The organism is Streptomyces sp. NPDC101393 (assembly GCF_044767385.1).
Lineage (GTDB): Bacteria > Actinomycetota > Actinomycetes > Streptomycetales > Streptomycetaceae > Streptomyces.
In genome coordinates this window covers 825011-843196 of record NZ_JBIWNU010000001.1, presented here as the reverse complement: position 1 = coordinate 843196, position 18186 = coordinate 825011, and the positions used below count along the sequence as shown (strand labels likewise).

Annotated in this window: 20 protein-coding genes; 10 read left to right on the top strand and 10 right to left on the bottom strand. The window is 72.2% G+C overall.

Going from position 1 to position 18186, the window contains the following annotated elements; all coding sequences use genetic code 11:
* Positions 1 to 56: 56 nt before the first annotated feature.
* The 3 genes from mmpB to ACIRQ7_RS03645 form a co-directional block, all read right to left on the bottom strand.
* A complete protein-coding gene (gene mmpB, locus ACIRQ7_RS03655) occupies positions 57 to 185 on the bottom strand; it encodes a morphogenic membrane protein MmpB (RefSeq protein WP_401462290.1) in 129 nt (42 codons plus the stop codon).
* Between the two features lie 215 nt (positions 186 to 400).
* Positions 401 to 613, bottom strand: a complete 213-nt coding sequence (locus ACIRQ7_RS03650) for an acyl-CoA carboxylase epsilon subunit (RefSeq protein ID WP_401462293.1) — start codon at positions 611 to 613, stop codon at positions 401 to 403.
* Positions 614 to 692: 79 nt separating this feature from the next.
* Positions 693 to 2282: an acyl-CoA carboxylase subunit beta gene (locus ACIRQ7_RS03645; RefSeq protein WP_404259534.1), complete on the bottom strand. Its 1590-nt coding sequence runs from the start codon at positions 2280 to 2282 to the stop codon at positions 693 to 695.
* A gap of 131 nt (positions 2283 to 2413) precedes the next feature.
* On the opposite strand from ACIRQ7_RS03645, the gene ACIRQ7_RS03640 reads away from it, so the two are divergent.
* The 4 genes from ACIRQ7_RS03640 (at position 2414) to ACIRQ7_RS03625 (ending at position 6994) form a co-directional block, all read left to right on the top strand.
* Positions 2414 to 3325, top strand: coding sequence for a biotin--[acetyl-CoA-carboxylase] ligase (locus ACIRQ7_RS03640; protein ID WP_404259532.1), 912 nt, complete (start codon positions 2414 to 2416; stop codon positions 3323 to 3325).
* A gap of 250 nt (positions 3326 to 3575) precedes the next feature.
* Entirely contained in the window at positions 3576 to 4730 is a 1155-nt protein-coding gene (locus tag ACIRQ7_RS03635) for an adenylate/guanylate cyclase domain-containing protein (protein ID WP_404259530.1), read from the top strand.
* A 130-nt stretch (positions 4731 to 4860) separates the two neighbouring features.
* A complete protein-coding gene (locus tag ACIRQ7_RS03630) occupies positions 4861 to 5649 on the top strand; it encodes an enoyl-CoA hydratase/isomerase family protein (protein WP_404259528.1) in 789 nt (262 codons plus the stop codon).
* A gap of 256 nt (positions 5650 to 5905) precedes the next feature.
* Positions 5906 to 6994, top strand: coding sequence for a diguanylate cyclase domain-containing protein (locus ACIRQ7_RS03625; protein ID WP_404260097.1), 1089 nt, complete (start codon positions 5906 to 5908; stop codon positions 6992 to 6994).
* Positions 6995 to 7042: 48 nt separating this feature from the next.
* Here ACIRQ7_RS03625 and ACIRQ7_RS03620 read toward each other — a convergent pair whose 3' ends face one another.
* Positions 7043 to 7435 (bottom strand): hypothetical protein, encoded by a 393-nt coding sequence (locus ACIRQ7_RS03620; RefSeq protein WP_404259526.1) that lies wholly within the window; start codon positions 7433 to 7435, stop codon positions 7043 to 7045.
* 108 nt (positions 7436 to 7543) lie between these two features.
* Between ACIRQ7_RS03620 and ACIRQ7_RS03615 the strand changes: the two genes are divergently transcribed.
* From ACIRQ7_RS03615 to ACIRQ7_RS03595, 5 genes are all read left to right on the top strand, one after another.
* Positions 7544 to 7882: a hypothetical protein gene (locus tag ACIRQ7_RS03615; RefSeq protein ID WP_401462311.1), complete on the top strand. Its 339-nt coding sequence runs from the start codon at positions 7544 to 7546 to the stop codon at positions 7880 to 7882.
* A gap of 291 nt (positions 7883 to 8173) precedes the next feature.
* On the top strand, positions 8174 to 9433 hold the full coding sequence (locus ACIRQ7_RS03610) for an Ig-like domain-containing protein (protein WP_404259524.1): 1260 nt from the start codon (positions 8174 to 8176) through the stop codon (positions 9431 to 9433).
* A gap of 103 nt (positions 9434 to 9536) precedes the next feature.
* Positions 9537 to 10520 carry a GNAT family N-acetyltransferase gene (locus ACIRQ7_RS03605; protein WP_404259522.1) on the top strand — a complete coding sequence of 328 codons (984 nt, stop codon included), beginning with the start codon at positions 9537 to 9539 and terminating at the stop codon, positions 10518 to 10520.
* Between the two features lie 312 nt (positions 10521 to 10832).
* Positions 10833 to 12032: a DUF2786 domain-containing protein gene (locus tag ACIRQ7_RS03600; protein ID WP_404260096.1), complete on the top strand. Its 1200-nt coding sequence runs from the start codon at positions 10833 to 10835 to the stop codon at positions 12030 to 12032.
* A gap of 248 nt (positions 12033 to 12280) precedes the next feature.
* Positions 12281 to 12940: a YoaK family protein gene (locus ACIRQ7_RS03595; RefSeq protein ID WP_404259520.1), complete on the top strand. Its 660-nt coding sequence runs from the start codon at positions 12281 to 12283 to the stop codon at positions 12938 to 12940.
* Positions 12941 to 13004: 64 nt separating this feature from the next.
* On the opposite strand, the gene ACIRQ7_RS03590 is transcribed toward ACIRQ7_RS03595, so the two are convergent.
* The 4 genes from ACIRQ7_RS03590 to ACIRQ7_RS03575 all read right to left on the bottom strand — a co-directional run bounded on the left by ACIRQ7_RS03590 (position 13005) and on the right by ACIRQ7_RS03575 (position 15911).
* A complete protein-coding gene (locus ACIRQ7_RS03590; protein ID WP_404259518.1) occupies positions 13005 to 13517 on the bottom strand; it encodes a hypothetical protein in 513 nt (170 codons plus the stop codon).
* Positions 13518 to 13600: 83 nt separating this feature from the next.
* Positions 13601 to 13882 carry a hypothetical protein gene (locus tag ACIRQ7_RS03585; RefSeq protein ID WP_404259516.1) on the bottom strand — a complete coding sequence of 94 codons (282 nt, stop codon included), beginning with the start codon at positions 13880 to 13882 and terminating at the stop codon, positions 13601 to 13603.
* 49 nt (positions 13883 to 13931) lie between these two features.
* Positions 13932 to 14636, bottom strand: coding sequence for a peptide-methionine (S)-S-oxide reductase MsrA (gene msrA / locus ACIRQ7_RS03580; RefSeq protein ID WP_404259514.1), 705 nt, complete (start codon positions 14634 to 14636; stop codon positions 13932 to 13934).
* A gap of 132 nt (positions 14637 to 14768) precedes the next feature.
* Complete coding sequence (locus ACIRQ7_RS03575) at positions 14769 to 15911, bottom strand: hypothetical protein (protein WP_403667239.1); 1143 nt, start codon at positions 15909 to 15911, stop codon at positions 14769 to 14771.
* 169 nt (positions 15912 to 16080) lie between these two features.
* On the opposite strand from ACIRQ7_RS03575, the gene ACIRQ7_RS03570 reads away from it, so the two are divergent.
* Positions 16081 to 17241 carry a cystathionine gamma-synthase gene (locus ACIRQ7_RS03570; protein WP_401462336.1) on the top strand — a complete coding sequence of 387 codons (1161 nt, stop codon included), beginning with the start codon at positions 16081 to 16083 and terminating at the stop codon, positions 17239 to 17241.
* 39 nt (positions 17242 to 17280) lie between these two features.
* On the opposite strand, the gene ACIRQ7_RS03565 is transcribed toward ACIRQ7_RS03570, so the two are convergent.
* Positions 17281 to 17532 (bottom strand): hypothetical protein, encoded by a 252-nt coding sequence (locus ACIRQ7_RS03565; protein ID WP_404259512.1) that lies wholly within the window; start codon positions 17530 to 17532, stop codon positions 17281 to 17283.
* Positions 17529 to 18017, bottom strand: a complete 489-nt coding sequence (locus ACIRQ7_RS03560; RefSeq protein ID WP_404259510.1) for a sigma factor-like helix-turn-helix DNA-binding protein — start codon at positions 18015 to 18017, stop codon at positions 17529 to 17531. The genes ACIRQ7_RS03565 and ACIRQ7_RS03560 overlap by 4 nt, the downstream gene beginning before the upstream one ends.
* Positions 18018 to 18186 lie beyond the last annotated feature (169 nt).

Here is an 18186-nt window from a genome sequence, read left to right as displayed (position 1 = left end):
TCAGGAGGGAAAGATGCGGTGGGGGCCAGTGTGGTTGCAGATGACGCCTGTGAGTGTTACCTCCCCGCCAGCAGGAACATCAGCACCACCGCGGCCACGGCCAGCACGATGCCCATCCGGCGGAGCTTCGCCTGCGCTTCGCGCAGCTCCTCGGGCGGTTCATCGGACGGATCGGACCACAGCATGACGTCGATCCTGCGCCCCGGCATGGCGGCGGCGCCTGAGTACGGATACTCAGGCGCCGCGGCACCGGGGACTAGTCAGTGCTGTATGCACCGATGCGCCCGGAGAAGCAACAGGGGGAAAGCTGCTGCGATCCGCCTCACACGCGGGACGCGCCGAGGGCCGCGACCGGTTCCGGATCAAGCATCCGGTCCGGTCCGGCCCCCGGGCCGCCGGCTCAGTGCGGCCAGTAGCTCGTGCGCCAGGCGCGCGGCCCCGGATGTGGCATGCGGGCCCGCGCCGGGACGGTCGACGCCGGATCCGACCATTCGTTGCCGCGCGCCGGACCTCCCGGTTCGACCGCGGCGGCGGCCACGGCACGGGCCTGGACCACCGCGACGGCGGCGGCCAGCTCCTCGGCGGTGGGGTTGCCCCGTACGACCTTGATCATCAAAACCAAGCCTCCTCGGCTGGACGCTGACGGAGCGGACGTGGCGGCGCCGGATGTGCCGGCCGGCGCCGCTGACCGGTCAGAGCGGGATGTTGCCGTGCTTCTTCGGCGGCAGCGACTCACGCTTGTTGCGCAGCGTGCGCAGGCCGCGCACGATGTGCCGGCGCGTCTCCGACGGCATGATCACCGCGTCGACGTATCCGCGCTCGGCCGCGACGTACGGGTTCAGCAGCGTGTCCTCGTACTCCTGGATCAGCTCCTGGCGCCGTTCGTCCTGCGCCTCCGCGTCGTCGATCGCGGCGAGCGTGCGGCGGTGCAGGATGTTGACCGCGCCCTGCGCGCCCATGACGGCGATCTGGGCGGTGGGCCAGGCGAGGTTGAGGTCGGCGCCCAGGTGCTTGGAGCCCATGACGTCATACGCGCCACCGAAGGCCTTGCGGGTGATGACCGTGATCAGCGGCACCGTCGCCTCGGCGTACGCGAAGATCAGCTTGGCGCCGCGCCGGATGATCCCGTCGTACTCCTGGTCGGTGCCCGGCAGGAAGCCCGGCACGTCGACGAAGGTGATGACCGGGATGTTGTACGCGTCGCAGGTCCGCACGAAGCGGGCGCCCTTCTCCGACGCGTCGATGTTGAGGCAGCCGGCGTACTGCATCGGCTGGTTGGCGACGATGCCGACCGAGTGGCCCTCGACGCGGCCGAAGCCGGTGATGATGTTCGGGGCGAACAGCGCCTGGGTCTCCAGGAATTCATTGTCGTCCAGGACATGCTCGATCGCGGTGTGCATGTCGTAGGGCTGGTTCGCCGAATCCGGGATCAGCGTGTCCAGCTCGCGGTCGACGTCCGACGTCTCCAGGTCGGCCTCCTCCGGGAAGGCCGGCGGCTCGGAGAGGTTGTTGGACGGCAGGTACGACAGCAGGCCCTTGACGTAGTCGATGGCGTCCTTCTCGTCACCCGCCATGTGGTGCGCCACGCCCGAGGTGGTGTTGTGCGTCCGGGCGCCGCCCAGCTCCTCGAAGCCGACGTCCTCACCGGTGACCGTCTTGATGACGTCCGGGCCGGTGATGAACATGTGCGAGGTCTGGTCGACCATCACCGTGAAGTCCGTGATGGCGGGGGAGTAGACCGCGCCGCCCGCGCACGGGCCGACGATCAGCGAGATCTGCGGCACGACACCCGACGCATGCACATTGCGCCGGAAGATCTCCGCGAACAGGCCGAGGGCGGCCACGCCCTCCTGGATCCGGGCGCCGCCGCCGTCGTTGATCCCGACGACCGGGCAGCCGTTCTTCAGCGCGAAGTCCATCACCTTGACGATCTTCTCGCCGTAGACCTCGCCCAGCGACCCGCCGAAGATCGTGAAGTCCTGGGAGTAGACGCAGACCGGACGGCCGTCGACGGTGCCGTAACCCGTGACGACACCGTCGCCGTACGGGCGGTTCTTCTCGATGCCGAAGTTCGTGGAACGGTGCCGCGCGAACTCGTCGAGCTCGACGAACGAGCCCTCGTCCAGCAGCAAGTCGATGCGCTCACGCGCCGTCAGCTTGCCCTTCGCATGCTGCTTTTCCACCGCACGGGCGGAACCGGCGTGCGTGGCCTCTTCGACCCGCCGCTGCAGGTCGGCCAGTTTGCCCGCGGTGGTGTGGATGTTTGCTTCCGGCTCGGACATCGGGATGCGGCTCCTGCTCGTCCTGGTCTGGTGCTCGTACTGAGGGTGGTACGGGGTTGGCTACCGCCTCGTAGCGTATCGGCGGGATCGCGCTGCGGCACTGCGTCGTTGACCACACCTACGCTGGCCCCATGACGCCTCAACCACCGGAAAACCGGGACAAAGACGGCCGCGCCGAGGGCCCGGAGCCCGGTCCCTGGACCGATCTGGAGCGCCCCCCGCTCAACACCACGGCGCTCCGCCGGGCCCTGCTGCGCCCCGACACGCTGTGGACCTCGCTCGACGTCGTCCGCGCCACCGGGTCCACCAACACCGACCTCGCCGCGCGTGCCGCCGAGGGCGCGGCCGAGGGTGCCGTACTCGTCGCCGAGGAACAGTCGGCCGGGCGCGGCCGGCTGGACCGCCGCTGGTCGGCGCCGCCCCGCTCCGGGCTGTTCTTCTCCGTCCACCTCACCCCGCGCGTCCCGATGCCGCACTGGGGCTGGCTGCCGCTGCTCGCCGGCGTGGCGACCGCGACGGCACTCTCCCGCGACGCGGGCGTCGACACGGCCCTCAAGTGGCCCAACGACCTCCTGGTCACCGTGGACGGCACCGAACGCAAGGCCGGCGGCATCCTCGCCGAACGCGCCGCCGACGGCGTCGTCATCGGCATCGGCCTGAACGTCTCGCTGCGCGCGGACGAGCTGCCGGTCCCCGGCGCCGGCTCGCTCGCCCTCGCCGGCGCCCGCTCCACCGACCGCGACACGCTGCTGCGCTCCGTCCTGCGCTCCCTGGACCACTGGTACGGGCAATGGCAGGCCGCCGACGGCGACCCCGCCGCCAGCCGCCTCCAGGAGGCCTACGCGGCGGGCTGCGCCACCCTCGGCCGCTCCGTACGCGCCGAACTTCCCGGCGACACCGAGATCCTCGGCGAGGCGGTCGCCATCGACGGCGACGGCCGCCTGGTCCTGGCGACCGCCGACGGCGTCCAGCAGCCGGTGGCGGCCGGCGACATCGTCCATCTGCGCCCGGCGGGCGAGGACACGGACGGCCGGCGCACCTGACGCCGGAGCCCCCGCCGGAGGGGCCGCGACGCCCCTCCGGCCGCCGGGGGCCCGCGCCCCGCCGCACCCGCTCCGTACGGCGGAACCCGCCGCGCCGACACACCGCTCCCTCACCCGGGGTGACAGTGGCGACATGTGAGAGTGAGCCAGAGCACACCTGCCGTATCGTTGAGGCGGTCCGCCGGGGAGCGGGCCACGGGCGAGCAGTGATCGGAAGGGCAGTGCGCAGGGATCGGACAGGGAGCGGCCGGTGACCGCCGACGACTCGGGCGCCACCTCGCGGGATACGGACACCGGGGACGAAGCCGCCGGCGACGTCCCCACCGGCGACCCCGAAGGGGCCGTGGAGGTGGGCGATGACGACAGCATCGCCATCCGTCTCGAACAACTCATCCTCGGCGCCGACCGCCGCTACACGCCGTTTCAGGCGGCCCGCAGCGCCGGCGTCTCCATGGACCTCGCGGCCCGCTTCTGGCGCGCCATGGGCTTCGCCGACATCGGCCAGGTCAAGGCGCTCACCGAGGCCGACGTGCTCGCCCTGCGGCGACTGGCCGGCCTGGTCGAGGCCGGGCTGCTGAGCGAGGCGATGGCCGTACAGGTCGCCCGTTCCACCGGCCAGACCACGGCGCGGCTCGCCGACTGGCAGATCGACTCCTTCCTGGAGGGGCTGACCGAACCCCAGGACTCCGGCCTGACACGCACCGAAATCACCTATCCGCTCGTCGAGCTGCTGCTGCCCGAGCTGGAGGAATTCCTGGTCTACGTCTGGCGGCGGCAGCTCGCCGCCGCCACCGGCCGGGTCGTGCGCGCCGCCGACGACGCGGAGATGGTCGACCGCCGGCTCGCCGTCGGCTTCGCGGACCTGGTGGGCTTCACCCGCCTGACCCGCCGCCTGGAGGAGGAGGAGCTGGGCGAGCTGGTGGAGGCGTTCGAGACCACCTGCTCCGACCTGGTGGCCGCGCACGGCGGGCGGCTCATCAAGACCCTCGGCGACGAGGTCCTGTTCGCCGCCGACGACGCGGGTATCGCGGCCGAGATCGGGCTGCGGCTGATCGAGACCATGACCAACGACGAGACGATGCCCGAGCTGCGGGTCGGCATCGCCTTCGGGACGGTCACGACCCGGATGGGCGACGTCTTCGGCACCACCGTGAATCTCGCCAGCCGGCTCACGTCGATAGCGCCGAAGGACACCGTGCTGGTGGACGGTGCGTTCGCGGTGGAGCTGGGGCGCACGGGGGATGCGCCGGTCTCCGAGGCGGACGCCGCCGCGGCCGAGAAGGCCGCCGAGGAGGGCACCGGCGCCGCCCCGCCGTCGTACCGCTTCGCGCTGCAGCCGATGTGGCAGCGGCCGGTGCGTGGCCTCGGCGTCATCGAGCCCTGGCTGCTGCGCCGCCGCGGCTGACGGCACCCGCCCCTGCCGCCGCCCGCTGTTCCCGCTGCGTACGGCCCCCTCCTGTCGCGCGGCCCGCGCACCTGAAATGATCCCGACCAGATCATTCAGGTCAACGGTCGTTAACCGGGAGGGCTGCTGTATGCAACGGTTCGGTGAGTGGGTCGGCGTGGACCGCCACGGCTTCGTGGCGGAACTCGTCATGGACCGTCCGAAGGCCATGAACGCGGTGTCCACGGCGATGGCCGACAGCCTGGCCGCGGCCTGCGCCGAGCTGGCGGCCGACACCTCCGTACGGGCGGTGGTCCTCAGCTCCACCCATGAGCGGGCGTTCTGCGTGGGCGCCGACCTCAAGGAGCGGAACTCCTTCACGGACGCGGACCTGATGCGCCAGCGTCCGCGCACCCGCGCCGCCTACACGGGCGTCCTGGAGCTGCCCGTGCCCACCATCGCCGCGGTGCACGGCTTCGCGCTCGGCGGCGGCTTCGAGCTGGCGCTCGCCTGCGACCTGATCGTCGCCGACGGCAGTGCCGTGGTCGGGCTGCCCGAGGTGTCGGTGGGCGTCATTCCCGGCGGCGGGGGCACCCAGCTGCTGCCGCGCCGGGTGGGCGCCGCCCGGGCCGCCGAGCTGGTGTTCACCGCGCGCCGGGTACCGGCGGCCGAGGCGGCCGGGCTGGGCCTGGTCGACCGGCTGGTGGCCGACGGGCAGGACCGCGCGCAGGCGCTGGAGCTGGCGGCCACCATCGCCCGCAACTCGCCGGTCGGACTGCGGGCCGCCAAGCGCGCCATGCGGCTCGGGCACGGACTGGACCTGCGGGCCGGGCTGGACCTGGAGGACGGCGCCTGGCGCAGTGTGGCCTTCTCCGGGGACCGGGCGGAGGGCGTCGCGGCGTTCAACGAGAAGCGGGACCCGGACTGGCCGGGGGAGTGAGCGGGGCCGGCACCCGGCGCCCCGGCCCCGGGTGCCGGCCCGCCTCACCCAGGGGCGCGATTACGCAGGGTGAGGGAACTGTTCGTTCGAGGAGGTCGCCCGGGTGTGGGAGCCGTACCGCAAGGGGCGAATCGGGTTAAACATTCCTACGCTGTAGTGCAGGGTGTGCTCCCACGGTGACGGAATGTGAGGTCCGGTGACGGGCGAGGGCGAGGGTGATGCGCGGCTGCGGGCCGTGGTGGAGCTGGCGCAGGCGATGGCGGCCGCGCACACTCCCCGGGAATCCGCGCATGCCGCTGCGCAGGGGGTGCGACAGGCCCTGGGCGGCTCCTTCGCCGCGATCTCCAAGTGGGAGCGCGAGCTGGGCAAGCTGCGCGTCCTGGTCAACGTCGGCGAACTCGCCGAGGACGAAGTGGAGTTCCCGGACGACGAGACGTATCCGGTGCACGAGTTCCCGGAGATCGTCGGCTTCCTGCACGAGCAGTGGGCCGGCGGCGGCGAACCCAGTGCCTGGCTGGAGACCATCGACGGAGTGCCCGGCGACGGCCTCCACAACCCTCAGCGGGTGGCCGCGCTGCGCCGCCGGGGCCGCGGCTGCTGCGTGGTCGCGCCGATCGTGCTGCACGGCCGGGCCTGGGGCGAGCTGTATGTCGCGCGGCGTACCGGCGAGCCGGTCTTCGACCGGGCGGACACCGACTTCGCGAGCGTGCTCGCCGCCGTGACGGCCGCCGGGATCGCCCAGACCGAACGGCTCGCCGAGGCCCGCCGGCTCGCCTTCACCGACGCCCTGACCGGCCTCGCCAACCGCCGCGCCGTGGACATAAGGCTGGACGAGGCGCTGGAGCGGCACCGCAGGGACGGCGCGGTGGTGAGCCTGGTGGTGTGTGACCTCAACGGTCTGAAGCGGGTGAACGACTCCCGCGGCCATGCCGTAGGCGACCGGCTGCTGGAACGATTCGGCTCGGTCCTGTCCCTGTGCGGCGCGATGCTCCCCGGGACCCTCGCCGCCCGCCTCGGCGGCGACGAATTCTGTCTGCTCGCGGTCGGCCCGCCATCCGACGAAGTGGTCAAGGTGTCCGTCGAACTCTGCGCCCGCGCGGGCGAGTTGGAGCTCGGCGAGGGCGTCGCCGTCGGTGTCGCCTCGACGGGGGACCCGATCGGCCCGGTACGTACCGCCCGCCGCCTCTTCCGGCTCGCGGACGCCGCCCAGTACCGCGCCAAGGCGGCCCGCTCGGCCGAACCGGTGGTCGCCGGACGGCACGGCGGCGCGGACGACCCGGTCGTACGCCTCGCCGACACCCCGGAACCGCGGCCGGGCACGGAACGCCGGCGGTTCCGGAGGTGAGGCCGGGAGCGCGGGGGCGGGCCAGGGATGGGGCGCCGGAGGCGCCGGTCAGGCAGGCAGCCTGTCCGGCTCGTCGCTGCCGCCGCTGCGGCGGACGGAGTAGCTGACCAGGCCGGCGCCGAAGGCGAGGCAGGCGGCGCCGCCGATCACGTACGGCGTGGTGTGGGGGCTGCCCGTGTCGGCGAGGAAGTGCTGCGGGGTGAGGCCGGCGTCGGAGATGTCCGTGCCGGTCGCACCGGTCATACCGGTCGCGTCCGCCACCGTCGCTTCGCCGTTGCTCGCGTCGCCCGCCGTGCCGGCCTGTGCCGGGGCGCCGACCCGCTTCCCGACCTCGGCGGCCCCGTCGTCCTCCACGGTCGCGTTCGCCGACGGTACGAACCACAGGGCGAGCAACACCGATCCCGCGGCAGCGGCGGTCAGCAATGGTCGTCGTGCGGTCACCGGAGCGATCCCCCTTGTGGGTTCGGTGATTTGGCCGTTGACCGCAGATGTTAGTGACCGCCGCGGGTCGCGGGGAAGTCGGGACCGTACATGCTTACGCTCCGTGGCATGAGCAATGGCGAGACATCACGTTTTGTGCGGCTTCACGTCGAACTGGTCATGGAGATCACCGACGCGGACCTGCTGACCGGCGCCGCCCTCGACCGCATCGGCGGCGATCCGGCCCTCCCGGACGAGGAGCGCCGGCAGTCCCTGGAGACGGTCAAGGGGGATCCGGCGGAGGCGCTGGCGCACCTCATCGACCCGTTCGATCTGGTCACGGCCGTCCCGGGCAGCGAGCTGGCGCAGGCTTCCTGGAGCAGTGAGGAAATGACCGACTACGACCCGGACGCCGAGTGGGACGCGGCCGAGTGGGACCTCGCGGACGACACCGCCGGCGGGAGCTGACCCGCACACACGGTCCCGGCGCAGCCTCCCCCCTTCCCTCGGTCCCCGTACGGCTTCCCGCCGTGCGGGGACCCGCTATGCGCGGAGGGACACCCCACGGGCACCGCGCGTGCACCGAGTGTGCACGACTCGGGCAATACGTGGCCTTCCCCACATATTGCGCAGGCATGGAACAGGCGAAAAGGAACAGACGTTCATCAGACGTCGGCCGGAATGCCTGCATCCAGATTTGCCTGCGTTCAGTCGTCCTCTCGGGGATTCGGGAAATCGGTAGCAATGGAGATGCGTGTGATGACGGACAGCAAGCGCCGCAAAGGCTTCATAGCCGGTGCCGCGCTGCTCGGGGGCGTAGTCACGCTCTCGGCGTGTGGCGGAGGCGGCGATGGCGGGGGCGGCGGCAGCGCCTCCGCCGGACACGAGAAGGTCAAGCAGGTCGACGCGGCGGCGGCGAAGGACGCCTCGGAAGCCAAAATCAAGATCACGCCCAAGAACGGCACGTCCGACGCCGGTATCAACGACGACGCCAAGGTGACGGTCAGTAGCGGCAAGCTCACCGACGTCGCGATGACCTCCGTCGCGTCCAAGGAGACCGTCAAGGGCACGCTGGCCGCCGACGGCTCCTCGTGGAAGCCCGACAAGGCGCTGGACCGCTCGGCGAAGTACAAGGTCACCGCGCACGCCGTCGACTCCGAGGGGCGCAAGGCGGTCGAGAACTCCTCCTTCACCACGGTCTCCCCGTCGCACAGCTTCATAGGCAACTTCACGCCCGAGGACGGTTCCACCGTCGGCGTCGGGATGCCGGTGTCGATCAACTTCGACAAGCCCGTGAAGGACAAGAAGGCCGTCGAGTCCGCGATCAAGGTCGCGTCCAGCAGTAACCAGAAGGTCGTCGGCCACTGGTTCGACGACAAGCGGCTGGACTTCCGCCCCCAGGAGTACTGGAAGGCGAACTCCAAGGTCACCATGAAGCTCCAGCTGGACGACGTCGAGGCCGCGCCCGGCGTCAAGGGCGTGCAGAACAAGACCGTCAGCTTCAACGTCGGCCACTCGCAGGTCAGCACCGTCGACGCCAAGACCCACGAGATGACCGTGGTCCGCGACGGCCGGACGCTCAAGACCATCCCGATCTCGGCGGGCAGCAAGGAGCACCCGACCTACAACGGCAAGATGGTCATCTCCGAGCGGTTCAAGCAGACCCGGATGGACGGCTCCACCGTCGGCTTCACGAACAACGACGGCAAGGGCGAGTACGACATCCCGGACGTGCCGCACGCCATGCGGCTGTCGAACTCCGGCACCTTCATCCACGGCAACTACTGGGGCCACGGCATCTTCGGCAACAGCAACACCAGCCACGGCTGCATCGGCCTGCAGGACGCCAAGGGCGCCGGTGACTCCTCCACGGACGGCGCGTGGTTCTTCGACCACTCGCAGACCGGCGACGTCGTCGAGATGGTCAACTCCCCGGACAAGACCGTGCAGCCCGAGAACGGCCTCAACGGCTGGAACATGGACTGGTCGCAGTGGGTCGCCGGCAGCGCGCTGAAGTGACGCAGCCCGGCTGAGACCACCCGTGCACGGAGCCGCATGAGCGACGCCCGGCCGCGCCGAAAATACGGCGCGCCGGGCGTCGCCGCTGCGTACGGTGCGCCGCATGGGAATCGATACCGACGCCTGGTACGCGGTGCTCGCCGCCGCCCACGCACACGACCGGCCTGGCATCCCGGCACCCGAACGCGCCGCGGAGGCGGGCCGGTTGCGGGTCCCCTCGCTGCAGGGCCGCGCGGCCAAGGTGACGGTGCCGGACCCCGCCGCGCCGGCGGACGGCACGGCCCGCTACGCCGGAGTCGCCCTGATCCGCCTCCCCGACACCCCCGGCAACACCGACACCGCGTTCCTGCACCTCTTCACCGTCCACCCCGCCCACCGAGGCCGCGGCGTCGGCCAGGAGCTCTGGGGCGAGGTGCGCGCGGTCCTCGCCGCCGAGGGCCGTACGTCGGTCGCCACGCTCACCCAACAGGGCGGCACGGGCGAGAAGTTCGCCCTCCACCACGGCGCCGAGCGCGCGCTGTCGCTGATGACCTACGTGCAGGACGTGGCGGCGGGGGCGCCGAGCGGCGCGGGCCCGGAGCCGGTGGCCGCCACGCCGCCGGCCGGCTACGACTTCGCCCTCTGGGACGGCATCGTCCCCGACGCACATGCCGCCGCGCACGCCCGCGCCCACGACGCCATGCAGGACGCGCCGACCGGGGACCTCGACGAACAGCACGTCCCCTGGGACATCGAACGGGTGCGGGCCGCGGCCCGCGTCGTCGTCGACCGGGGCGGGGTGATGCTGACCGTCGCCGCCGTCACCGCGGCGGACGGCGCGATCGCCGCCTACACCGAACTCGTGCTGCCCACCCCCGCGTCCGTACGCGCCCTGCAGTACGACACCGTCGTCCTCCCCGCGCACCGCGGCCGCGGCCTGGGACGCGCGGTCAAGCTCCGCATGCGGGACGAGCTGCGCGCGCGGTGGCCCGGCGTACGGGACATCATGACCACCGTCGCGGACGAGAACGCGCCGATGCGCGCGGTCAACGCCTCACTCGGCTACCGGCCCGAGAGCCCGCTGGGCATCTACCAGCTACGGCTGTGAGGGGGCACGCGACGGCGGGGGAGGGGAGGGACGGGCGCGTGCCGGTGACCGACCCGCTGAACGGCCCGGGTCACTGTCCCCTGCCCACCACGGGACGGCCGAGGACGTACGGGGCCTGCTCCGGGCCGTGCAGCAGCCATGGCCACCGATGCCACCGACCGGTGAAGGCCGCCCGCCATGTGTCCGTAGAGTGAACGGGTGACTGAGCGCGCAGGAGGCGGCCGGGGCGAACGAGGCGGCCGTGACGAGCGGGGCCGACGCGGCGGCCGCGACGGACAGCCGTCGTCGGCCGTGGACGAGCTGGTCGCCAGCGTGCTCGGCAGTGTCCGCTACGCCCCCGACGGCGAGCAGGCCGAGGAAGCCATGGAGGCTGGCGCCTCGCTGCTCGCCGCCTCACCCGACGGCTGGGAATCCGTCAGCGCCGCCGTGGTCGCCGCGGCCGTCGCGGCGGTGGGGCAGTGCTGGGCGGGCGGCTGGCACCCCGCCGACCTGGAGCGGATCGTCCGGCGCGAGGCGTCCGACGCGACGCTCGTCGCCCTGGTCGTCGACGCCGTCGCGGCCGAGGCGGCACGGCCCGCGGCGAAGCGCACGGCCCGCGACGCACGCTGGACCGAGCAGCTCGGCCGCCTCGGCGCCGAGGTCTGGTGGACGTCCGACCGCGGCTATCTGGACGCGCTGGCCGAGCGCCGCCGCACCTCCCGCTTCGAGACCGCCTACGACGTCCTCGCGGCGCTGCGCACCCTCGCCAGGCTGCCCCGCATCACCCCGCTGCCGACCCCGCCCCCGGCGCCCGCCCGGAAGGACGGCGGCGCCGCGTCCCGTGCCCTCGGCCGAATCCGCGGGCTGCTCGCCAAGGCCGAGGCGACCACCTTTGCCCAGGAGGCGGAGGCGCTGTCCGCCAAGGCCCAGGAACTGATGGCCCGGCACAGCATCGACGAGGCCCTCCTCGACACCGCGGGCGGCGCGCCGGGCGGCGGGCCCTCGGCGGTCCGCATCGGCATCGAAGGACCGTACGAACAGGCGAAGGCCCTGCTCCTTGACGCCGTCGCGGCCGCCAACCGCTGCCAGGCCGTGTGGGCCGCCGACGTCGGCTTCTCCACCGTCGTCGGATTCGAACCCGACCTGGAAGCAGCCGAGTTGCTCTACACCTCGCTGCTGCTCCAGGCCACCGCGGCGATGAACCGCGCGGGCGACGACCACCACGCCCGCGGCCGCTCCCGCCGCACCCGGGACTTCCGCCAGACGTTCCTCGTCGCGTACGCGGACCGCATCCGCGACCGCCTGTCCGCGGCCACCGCCGCCGCCACGGCAGCCGCCACCGCCGAATCCTCCGCCGCGGCCCCCGACCTCCTCCCGGTCCTCGCGGCCCGCGAACTGGCCGTCGAAGAAACCACCGGCGCCCTCTTCCCGGACACCGCACCCGTCCGCCTCCGCGGCATCCGCGACGCGGACGGCTGGCAGCAGGGCCGAGCCGCAGCCGACCGGGCACGGCTGGGGCGGGGCGAGGGGTAGCGCCGCACCAGGCACGCGAGAAGCGCGCCCAGCGAGGCGCAACCACGGTCCGGAAGGCGCGGAGGCTGTGGAGAGCGTGTCACCAGGGCTGCGCCGGGCCGCGACCGTACGCTCAGTCCCCATAGGCGAAAGCAGCTGGTGGGAGACAGGCCGTGGCAGGGGTTCACAGCGATGACGGCCCTCCTGGGAGGGTCGATCCCCTGCGGATCCTCTTTCGCGGCTCCGACGGCCCCCTCCCCGTCCTCCTGTTGCTGCTGACGACGGTGACCGGGTTGGTGGACTCCGTCAGCTACCTCGTGCTCGGCAAAGTATTCGTCGCCAACATGGCCGGCAATCTCATCTTCGTCGGCTTCGGCCTCTCGGAAGTGGGGACAGCCGTGGCCCCCTCAGCCGTTGCGATCGGCGCCTTCCTCGTCGGCTGCCTCGCCGGCGGAAGGGCCGTGCAATCGCTGGCACACCACCGAGGGTGGCTGCTGTGCGGAAGCGCAACAGTCGTCGTGGTGTTGGTCGCTGTCGCTGTCGCCCTGCTGTGGGGCGTGGAGGACGGGGGCTCGGTGCCGTCGGCCCGCCGCTGGGCCGCGATCGTCGCCCTGGCATCGGGGATGGGCTTCCAAGCGGCCCTCACCCGGCAGGTCAACCTGAAGGACATGAGGACGGTCGTCGCGACGCTCACCTTCACTGCCGTCGCAGCCGACTCAAAACTGGCCGGCGGCCGGGGCCGGGGTGTGACCAGCGGCGTGATCTCGGTGCTGACCGTGGTGTTCGGCGCGTTCTGCGGAGGCCTCCTCCTCCGGGTCGGCGACGTGCGCGCACCGCTGCTCCTTGCCATCGCTCTCCTCGTGATCGCCGCGGCCGGAGTCGCCGCACTGTCAAGAAAAGAAGCCGATTGGCAACGGCCGCACACCTAGGGTCTGTCGCCGCGTGCCGCGCTGTGCTCCAGCGGGGCCGGGACGACGATCTCTGGGCCGTGCCTCAGTCGTCGTGCAGCGGGCGGCCCAGCAGGTCCCGGGCGGGATACTTCCTGCGCACCTCTGCTCCTGGCGGGGGCTGGTGCGTCCGCCAGGCGAAGGCGAAGCGGTTGGCGGCACGATCGAAGGAGATGCCGAGCGGTACTGCGGGGATGCCGAACTCCTTCCGGGACCACTCGATGATCGCTGCGGCCAGTCCTTCCGCCTGGAAGTCGGCTTCAGGGAACAGCACTCGGTGCACCGTGACCAGCGTGTGCCGCCCTGGAGGCCGGGCAGCCTCGATCGCCTCTGCCGCCAGCCCCAATCCGTGCCGGAGCCAGCCCACTTCGTCCGGGGTGAGGCGCAGCCCTGAGCGGTCCGTGGGGGGATGTTCGAGGACGGGCGTGGCGTCAAGCCAGACCCGTTCACTGATCCGCTGGGCACCGTCCGGCGGAGCCGCCACCGAGGCCGACCCTGCCGTGAGGTCGATGGCAATGCCCCAGGCGGCGCCGAAGACTCGGTAAACGGCCGTCCGCATCAGCCGTCCGTCGGCGCCGGAGCCACCCCCACCGCTCAGCTGACCCCCGTCCCGGCCAGAGGCGCCTGCCCTCCGGGCGTCGCTCAGGAGGTTTCCGCGGTGACCTGATGGGCGAAGACCGTGAACTCCGCGTAGCCATGGTCGTTGACGGATCGGTGATCGACGGCCACACGGACTCGGTTGCCAGGTAGGCCCGACTCGACGAGCGTCGCGTCCAGACGGACCGCGAGGGGGAGGTCTGTGTTCGGCTCAGGCTCCTCGTCCTCGTCCCAGAACAGAGGGGTCTTGTCGATGATCGAGTGCCGCACGCCCTCGGCATCGACGAAGACGACCTCGACAACCGAGGGGTATGCGCTGGTGTCCACCCACCGAACTGCCGCAGCGTGCAGCAGGCCGGTGGGTGACGTGGCACGTTCAGTCATCAGCCGGCGCAATGCCCGTGGGGCAGGACGCTCCCCAGTTCGTCTCGAACGGGTCACTCAGCTTGACGCCCGTCCCGCCGATCCCGCAGTACCCCGCCGGGTTCTTGTCGAGGTACTGCTGGTGGTAGCCCTCTGCCGGGTAGAAGGGGCGGGTGGTGTCGGCGGGGAGGATTTCGGTGGTGATGGTGCCGTGGCCGGAGTTCTGCAGGATGGTGCCGTAGGCGTCGCGGGAGGCCTCGGCGGTCTGCTGCTGGGCGGGGGAGTGGGTGTAGACGGCAGAGCGGTACTGGGTGCCGACGTCGTTGCCCTGGCGGAAGCCCTGGGTCGGGTTGTGGGACTCCCAGAAGAGCTTCAGGAGGGCGGTGTACGGGACGACCGCGGGGTCGTAGACGACCCGGACGGCCTCGGTGTGGCCGGTGTGGCCGCTGCAGACCTCTTCGTAGGTGGGGTGGGGGGTGTGGCCTCCCTGGTAGCCGACGAGGGTGGTCCAGACGCCCTCGGTCTGCCAGAACTTCCGCTCGGCGCCCCAGAAGCACCCCAGGCCGAAGTCGGCGATCTCCAGGCCCTCCGGATACGGGCCGAGCAGCGGGTTGCCCAGGACCGTGTGCCGGTCGGGTACGGCGAATTCCCGCTCGGGGCGTCCCTCCAGGGCTTCCTCGGGCGTGGGGAGGTGGCTCTTGAAGCGGGAGAAGAGCATCGGGATCAGGCTCCAGACGGCGAGGGGGCGAGGGGGACGACGAACCGGCGCAGGGCGGAGTGCGCTATCCGGGCAACGCCGGGGAGCGGGATGGCATTCCGGCGCCGGCCGGCCGGATCCAAACGACAGACCCTACTGACCCGGCTTCCGGGGGAATCCCGCCGATGTGCCGCCGAGTTGTTCCCAGCCGGCGATGGCCAGGGCGCGGTAGGCGGCGTACTCGGCGGCGGGGTTGTGGCCGTACGACCACGGGACGGCGCCGACGTGGCCGTCGACCTGCCGGAGCTGTTCCATGGCCTCGGCGTAGCGCTCGGCGCGCACCAGGAACCAGACGAGCAGATGACGGACGTGCGGTGCCATCGGGTGGTCGGCGGGGGCCTCGCGCAGCGCGAAATGGGCGCCTTCGATGGCGCGCTCGATGACCACGCTCTGGTAGAGGCCGCGGACCATGTTGGCCTCGGGGAGGTGTTCGTAGACCGCGAAGAGGGGGAGGGCGGGCAGCAGGCTCTTCGGCGGGGCGCCGGCGGCGGCGCGCTCGCAGAACTCCTCGGCCTGCTCGCGGGAGCCGTGCCACTTCTGTGACCAGTAGGGGAGCGCGGCGAGATGCGCGCCCATGTGCTGCGGGGCGCGCTGGACGACCTTGGACCAGAGCTCTTCGTAGTCGGCGGGGCGGTCGTGCAGGCCCCGGGCGACGGCGAGTTCGGTGATGTAGGGGACGGGGGAGCCGGGAGCGAGGAGCGCCGCCTCGTGGCAGACCGTGCGGGCCTCTTCCAGGATCATGCGGAAGTCCTGCGAGCCGGGGTCGCGCAGTGCCTGGAGGACGAGGAACTGCGCGTGGGTCTGGGCGCCGCCGGGGTCCTTGGGCGCTTCGTTGCGCCACGTACGCAGCCAGATGCCGCCGACGCGGTGCCCGCCGCCGTCCGCCCCGGCCGGTGCCGCTTCGTGGGCCAACTCGAAGGCGGCGGCGCCGGCCAGCGTCTGGACCCGCTGCCAGCGGCGCTCCCAGTCGTCGCCGGTGGACCGGAGAAGGGCGGCGGCCGGGCGCCAGTCGTGGGTGCGCCGCATTTCCGCCAGCGCGTCCTCCAGCTCCTGGTCGGGCCCCGGGAGGCGTACGTCGAGCTCGTCGAGGGGGACGAAGTCGTAGCCGGCCATCGGGTCGGAGGCCACCACCAGACCCTGCCGGGCCTGGCTTCCCGCCCGCCGGCGCCGCATCCAGGGCAGGAAGATGACACCGCCCATCGCGAGGGCGGCGAAGAGAACCAGCAGAGCATCCATGTGGTGTGTCCCGGTCGGAGGCGGTGAGGCGGTGGGGTGAGGGAGGCGGAGGGCGAGCGGTGGTGGAGGTAGGGGAACCGATGTGCGGTGGCCCCCGTATGTATCCACTATCCAGCCAACCAGAAAGTTCCGGAAGGTTCGGTTGCGCGGCCGACTACCCTCGGCAGGCATGAGCGATCAGCGCGACCAGCGCCACCAGCATTTCGAAACCCTCGCCATCCACGCAGGTCAGGAGCCCGACAAGGCGACCGGCGCGGTGGTTCCCCCGATCTACCAGGTCTCTACTTACAAGCAGGACGGCGTGGGCGGGCTGCGCGGCGGCTATGAGTACAGCCGCAGCGCCAACCCCACCCGTACCGCCCTGGAGGAGAATCTCGCGGCCCTGGACGGCGGCCGCCGCGGTCTGGCCTTCGCCTCCGGCCTCGCCGCCGAGGACTGCCTGCTGCGGACCCTGCTGACCCCGGGTGACCACGTGGTCATCCCCAATGACGCCTACGGCGGTACGTTCCGGCTGTTCGCGAAGGTCGTCGAGCGGTGGGGCGTGGAGTGGTCGGTGGCCGACACCTCCGACCCGCAGGCCGTACGCGCCGCGCTGCGGCCCCGTACGAAGGTGATCTGGGTCGAGACGCCCAGCAACCCGCTGCTCGGCATCAGCGACATCACGGCGCTCGCCGGTGTGGCCCGCGACGCCGGTGCCCGGCTCGTCGTCGACAACACCTTCGCCAGCCCCTACCTCCAGCAGCCGCTGGCCCTCGGTGCGGACGTGGTCGTCTACTCCACGACGAAGTACATGGGCGGCCACTCCGACGTCGTCGGCGGCGCCCTCGTCGTCAACGACGACACCCTCGGCGACGAACTCGCCTACCACCAGAACGCGATGGGTGCGATCGCCGGGCCCTTCGACGCCTGGCTGGTGATGCGCGGCATCAAGACGCTCGGCGTCCGCATGGACCGGCACAGCGCCAACGCCGCGCGCGTCGCCGAGCTGCTCAGCTCGCACAAGAAGGTCTCCCGCGTCTACTACCCGGGCCTCGCCGAGCACCCCGGCCACGAGATCGCGGCCAAGCAGATGCGGTCCTTCGGCGGCATGGTGTCGTTCCAGGTCACGGCCGGTGAGCAGGCTGCGGTGGAGGTCTGCAACCGCGCGAAGCTGTTCACCCTGGGCGAGTCGCTGGGCGGCGTCGAGTCGCTGATCGAGCACCCGGGCCGGATGACGCACGCCTCGGTGGTGGGCTCGGCGCTGGAGGTCCCGTCGGATCTGGTGCGCCTGTCGGTCGGCATCGAGAACATCGACGACCTGCTGGCCGACCTGTCGCAGGCGCTGGCCTGACGGGCAGCCGTCCGGGCCGTGGCCGGCGCGGCCACGCGTTCACCACCCCTCCGGCGGAGGGGTGGTGTGCGCCGGCGGAAGCAGCCACGGCTGCGCCACGGCCGCCCAGCTCAGCAGGGCCGCCAGCGCCACGAGCGCGACCACCCAGCCGACGCGGCGTAGCAGGCGGCGGTGTGCCAGGAGGCGGCTGCCGCGGCTGAGGGACCGTGCGGCCAGATCCGGCGGGACGAGGGGATGCGGCCCGGCCAGCATCCGGCGCACCTCGGTCTCCTTGCGGTCGGGGAGGCTCATGGTGCGGCCGGTTCGGGGGGCGTGGGGGCGGACGCGGGAGGCGCGGGGCGGCTGGTGCGCATTTCGGTGATGGCGTGCAGGCACAGTGCGCGCACCCGCTCGGCGGGCAGGCCGAGTTGGGCCGCGGTCTGTTCCTCGGCGACGCCCTCGTAGAGCCGCAGCACCAGGATCAGGCGCTCCTGCGGGGACAGCCGGTCCAGGAGGCCGCCGCGTGGCCGGCGGTGGCGCCAGGCGGTCTGCGCGAAGCGGGCGGCCATTTCCTGCCGGGCGCGTGCGTACGGGTCCTCACCGCGCAGCCGGTCCCAGGCCGCGTACGTCCGGGACAGCGCGCAGGTCAGCAACTCCTCGGCGGCCGGGGCGGGGCGGGTGAGCGGTTCGCCGGTGAGCAGGGCCGCGACATGCAGCAGCCGGCCCGCCGCGCCCGCCACGAACGACTCGAACTCCTGGGCGCGGCGGCTCTTCCGTGCCGTCCGCCGCTCTCGCACCGCGCCTCCCGGCTGACCGGCCCTGACCCCGGCTCATGCACCGGGACCGGGCACCGGCTCCTGGCTTCCTATGGCACGGCAGCGCGGGCGGCCGGTCAAGAGGCGCGGCAGGAGTCGAAGGCAGGAGCGCCGGTCGCCGTGGGCACGAAAGGAGGCCGACGGCGGGCGG

What these genes read in the sequence shown, in the direction of transcription:
- ACIRQ7_RS03575 (WP_403667239.1), bottom strand. Translation starts at nt 15,911, where the DNA reads ATGGATGCTCTGCTGGTTCTCTTCGCCGCCCTCGCGATGGGCGGTGTC.
- ACIRQ7_RS03565 (WP_404259512.1), bottom strand. Translation starts at nt 17,532, where the DNA reads ATGAGCCTCCCCGACCGCAAGGAGACCGAGGTGCGCCGGATGCTGGCC.
- ACIRQ7_RS03645 (WP_404259534.1), bottom strand. Translation starts at nt 2,282, where the DNA reads ATGTCCGAGCCGGAAGCAAACATCCACACCACCGCGGGCAAACTGGCC.
- ACIRQ7_RS03640 (WP_404259532.1), top strand. Translation starts at nt 2,414, where the DNA reads ATGACGCCTCAACCACCGGAAAACCGGGACAAAGACGGCCGCGCCGAG.
- ACIRQ7_RS03605 (WP_404259522.1), top strand. Translation starts at nt 9,537, where the DNA reads ATGGGAATCGATACCGACGCCTGGTACGCGGTGCTCGCCGCCGCCCAC.
- ACIRQ7_RS03630 (WP_404259528.1), top strand. Translation starts at nt 4,861, where the DNA reads ATGCAACGGTTCGGTGAGTGGGTCGGCGTGGACCGCCACGGCTTCGTG.
- msrA (WP_404259514.1), bottom strand. Translation starts at nt 14,636, where the DNA reads ATGCTCTTCTCCCGCTTCAAGAGCCACCTCCCCACGCCCGAGGAAGCC.
- ACIRQ7_RS03610 (WP_404259524.1), top strand. Translation starts at nt 8,174, where the DNA reads ATGACGGACAGCAAGCGCCGCAAAGGCTTCATAGCCGGTGCCGCGCTG.
- ACIRQ7_RS03625 (WP_404260097.1), top strand. Translation starts at nt 5,906, where the DNA reads ATGGCGGCCGCGCACACTCCCCGGGAATCCGCGCATGCCGCTGCGCAG.
- ACIRQ7_RS03615 (WP_401462311.1), top strand. Translation starts at nt 7,544, where the DNA reads ATGAGCAATGGCGAGACATCACGTTTTGTGCGGCTTCACGTCGAACTG.
- mmpB (WP_401462290.1), bottom strand. Translation starts at nt 185, where the DNA reads ATGCTGTGGTCCGATCCGTCCGATGAACCGCCCGAGGAGCTGCGCGAA.
- ACIRQ7_RS03590 (WP_404259518.1), bottom strand. Translation starts at nt 13,517, where the DNA reads ATGCGGACGGCCGTTTACCGAGTCTTCGGCGCCGCCTGGGGCATTGCC.
- ACIRQ7_RS03650 (WP_401462293.1), bottom strand. Translation starts at nt 613, where the DNA reads ATGATCAAGGTCGTACGGGGCAACCCCACCGCCGAGGAGCTGGCCGCC.
- ACIRQ7_RS03570 (WP_401462336.1), top strand. Translation starts at nt 16,081, where the DNA reads ATGAGCGATCAGCGCGACCAGCGCCACCAGCATTTCGAAACCCTCGCC.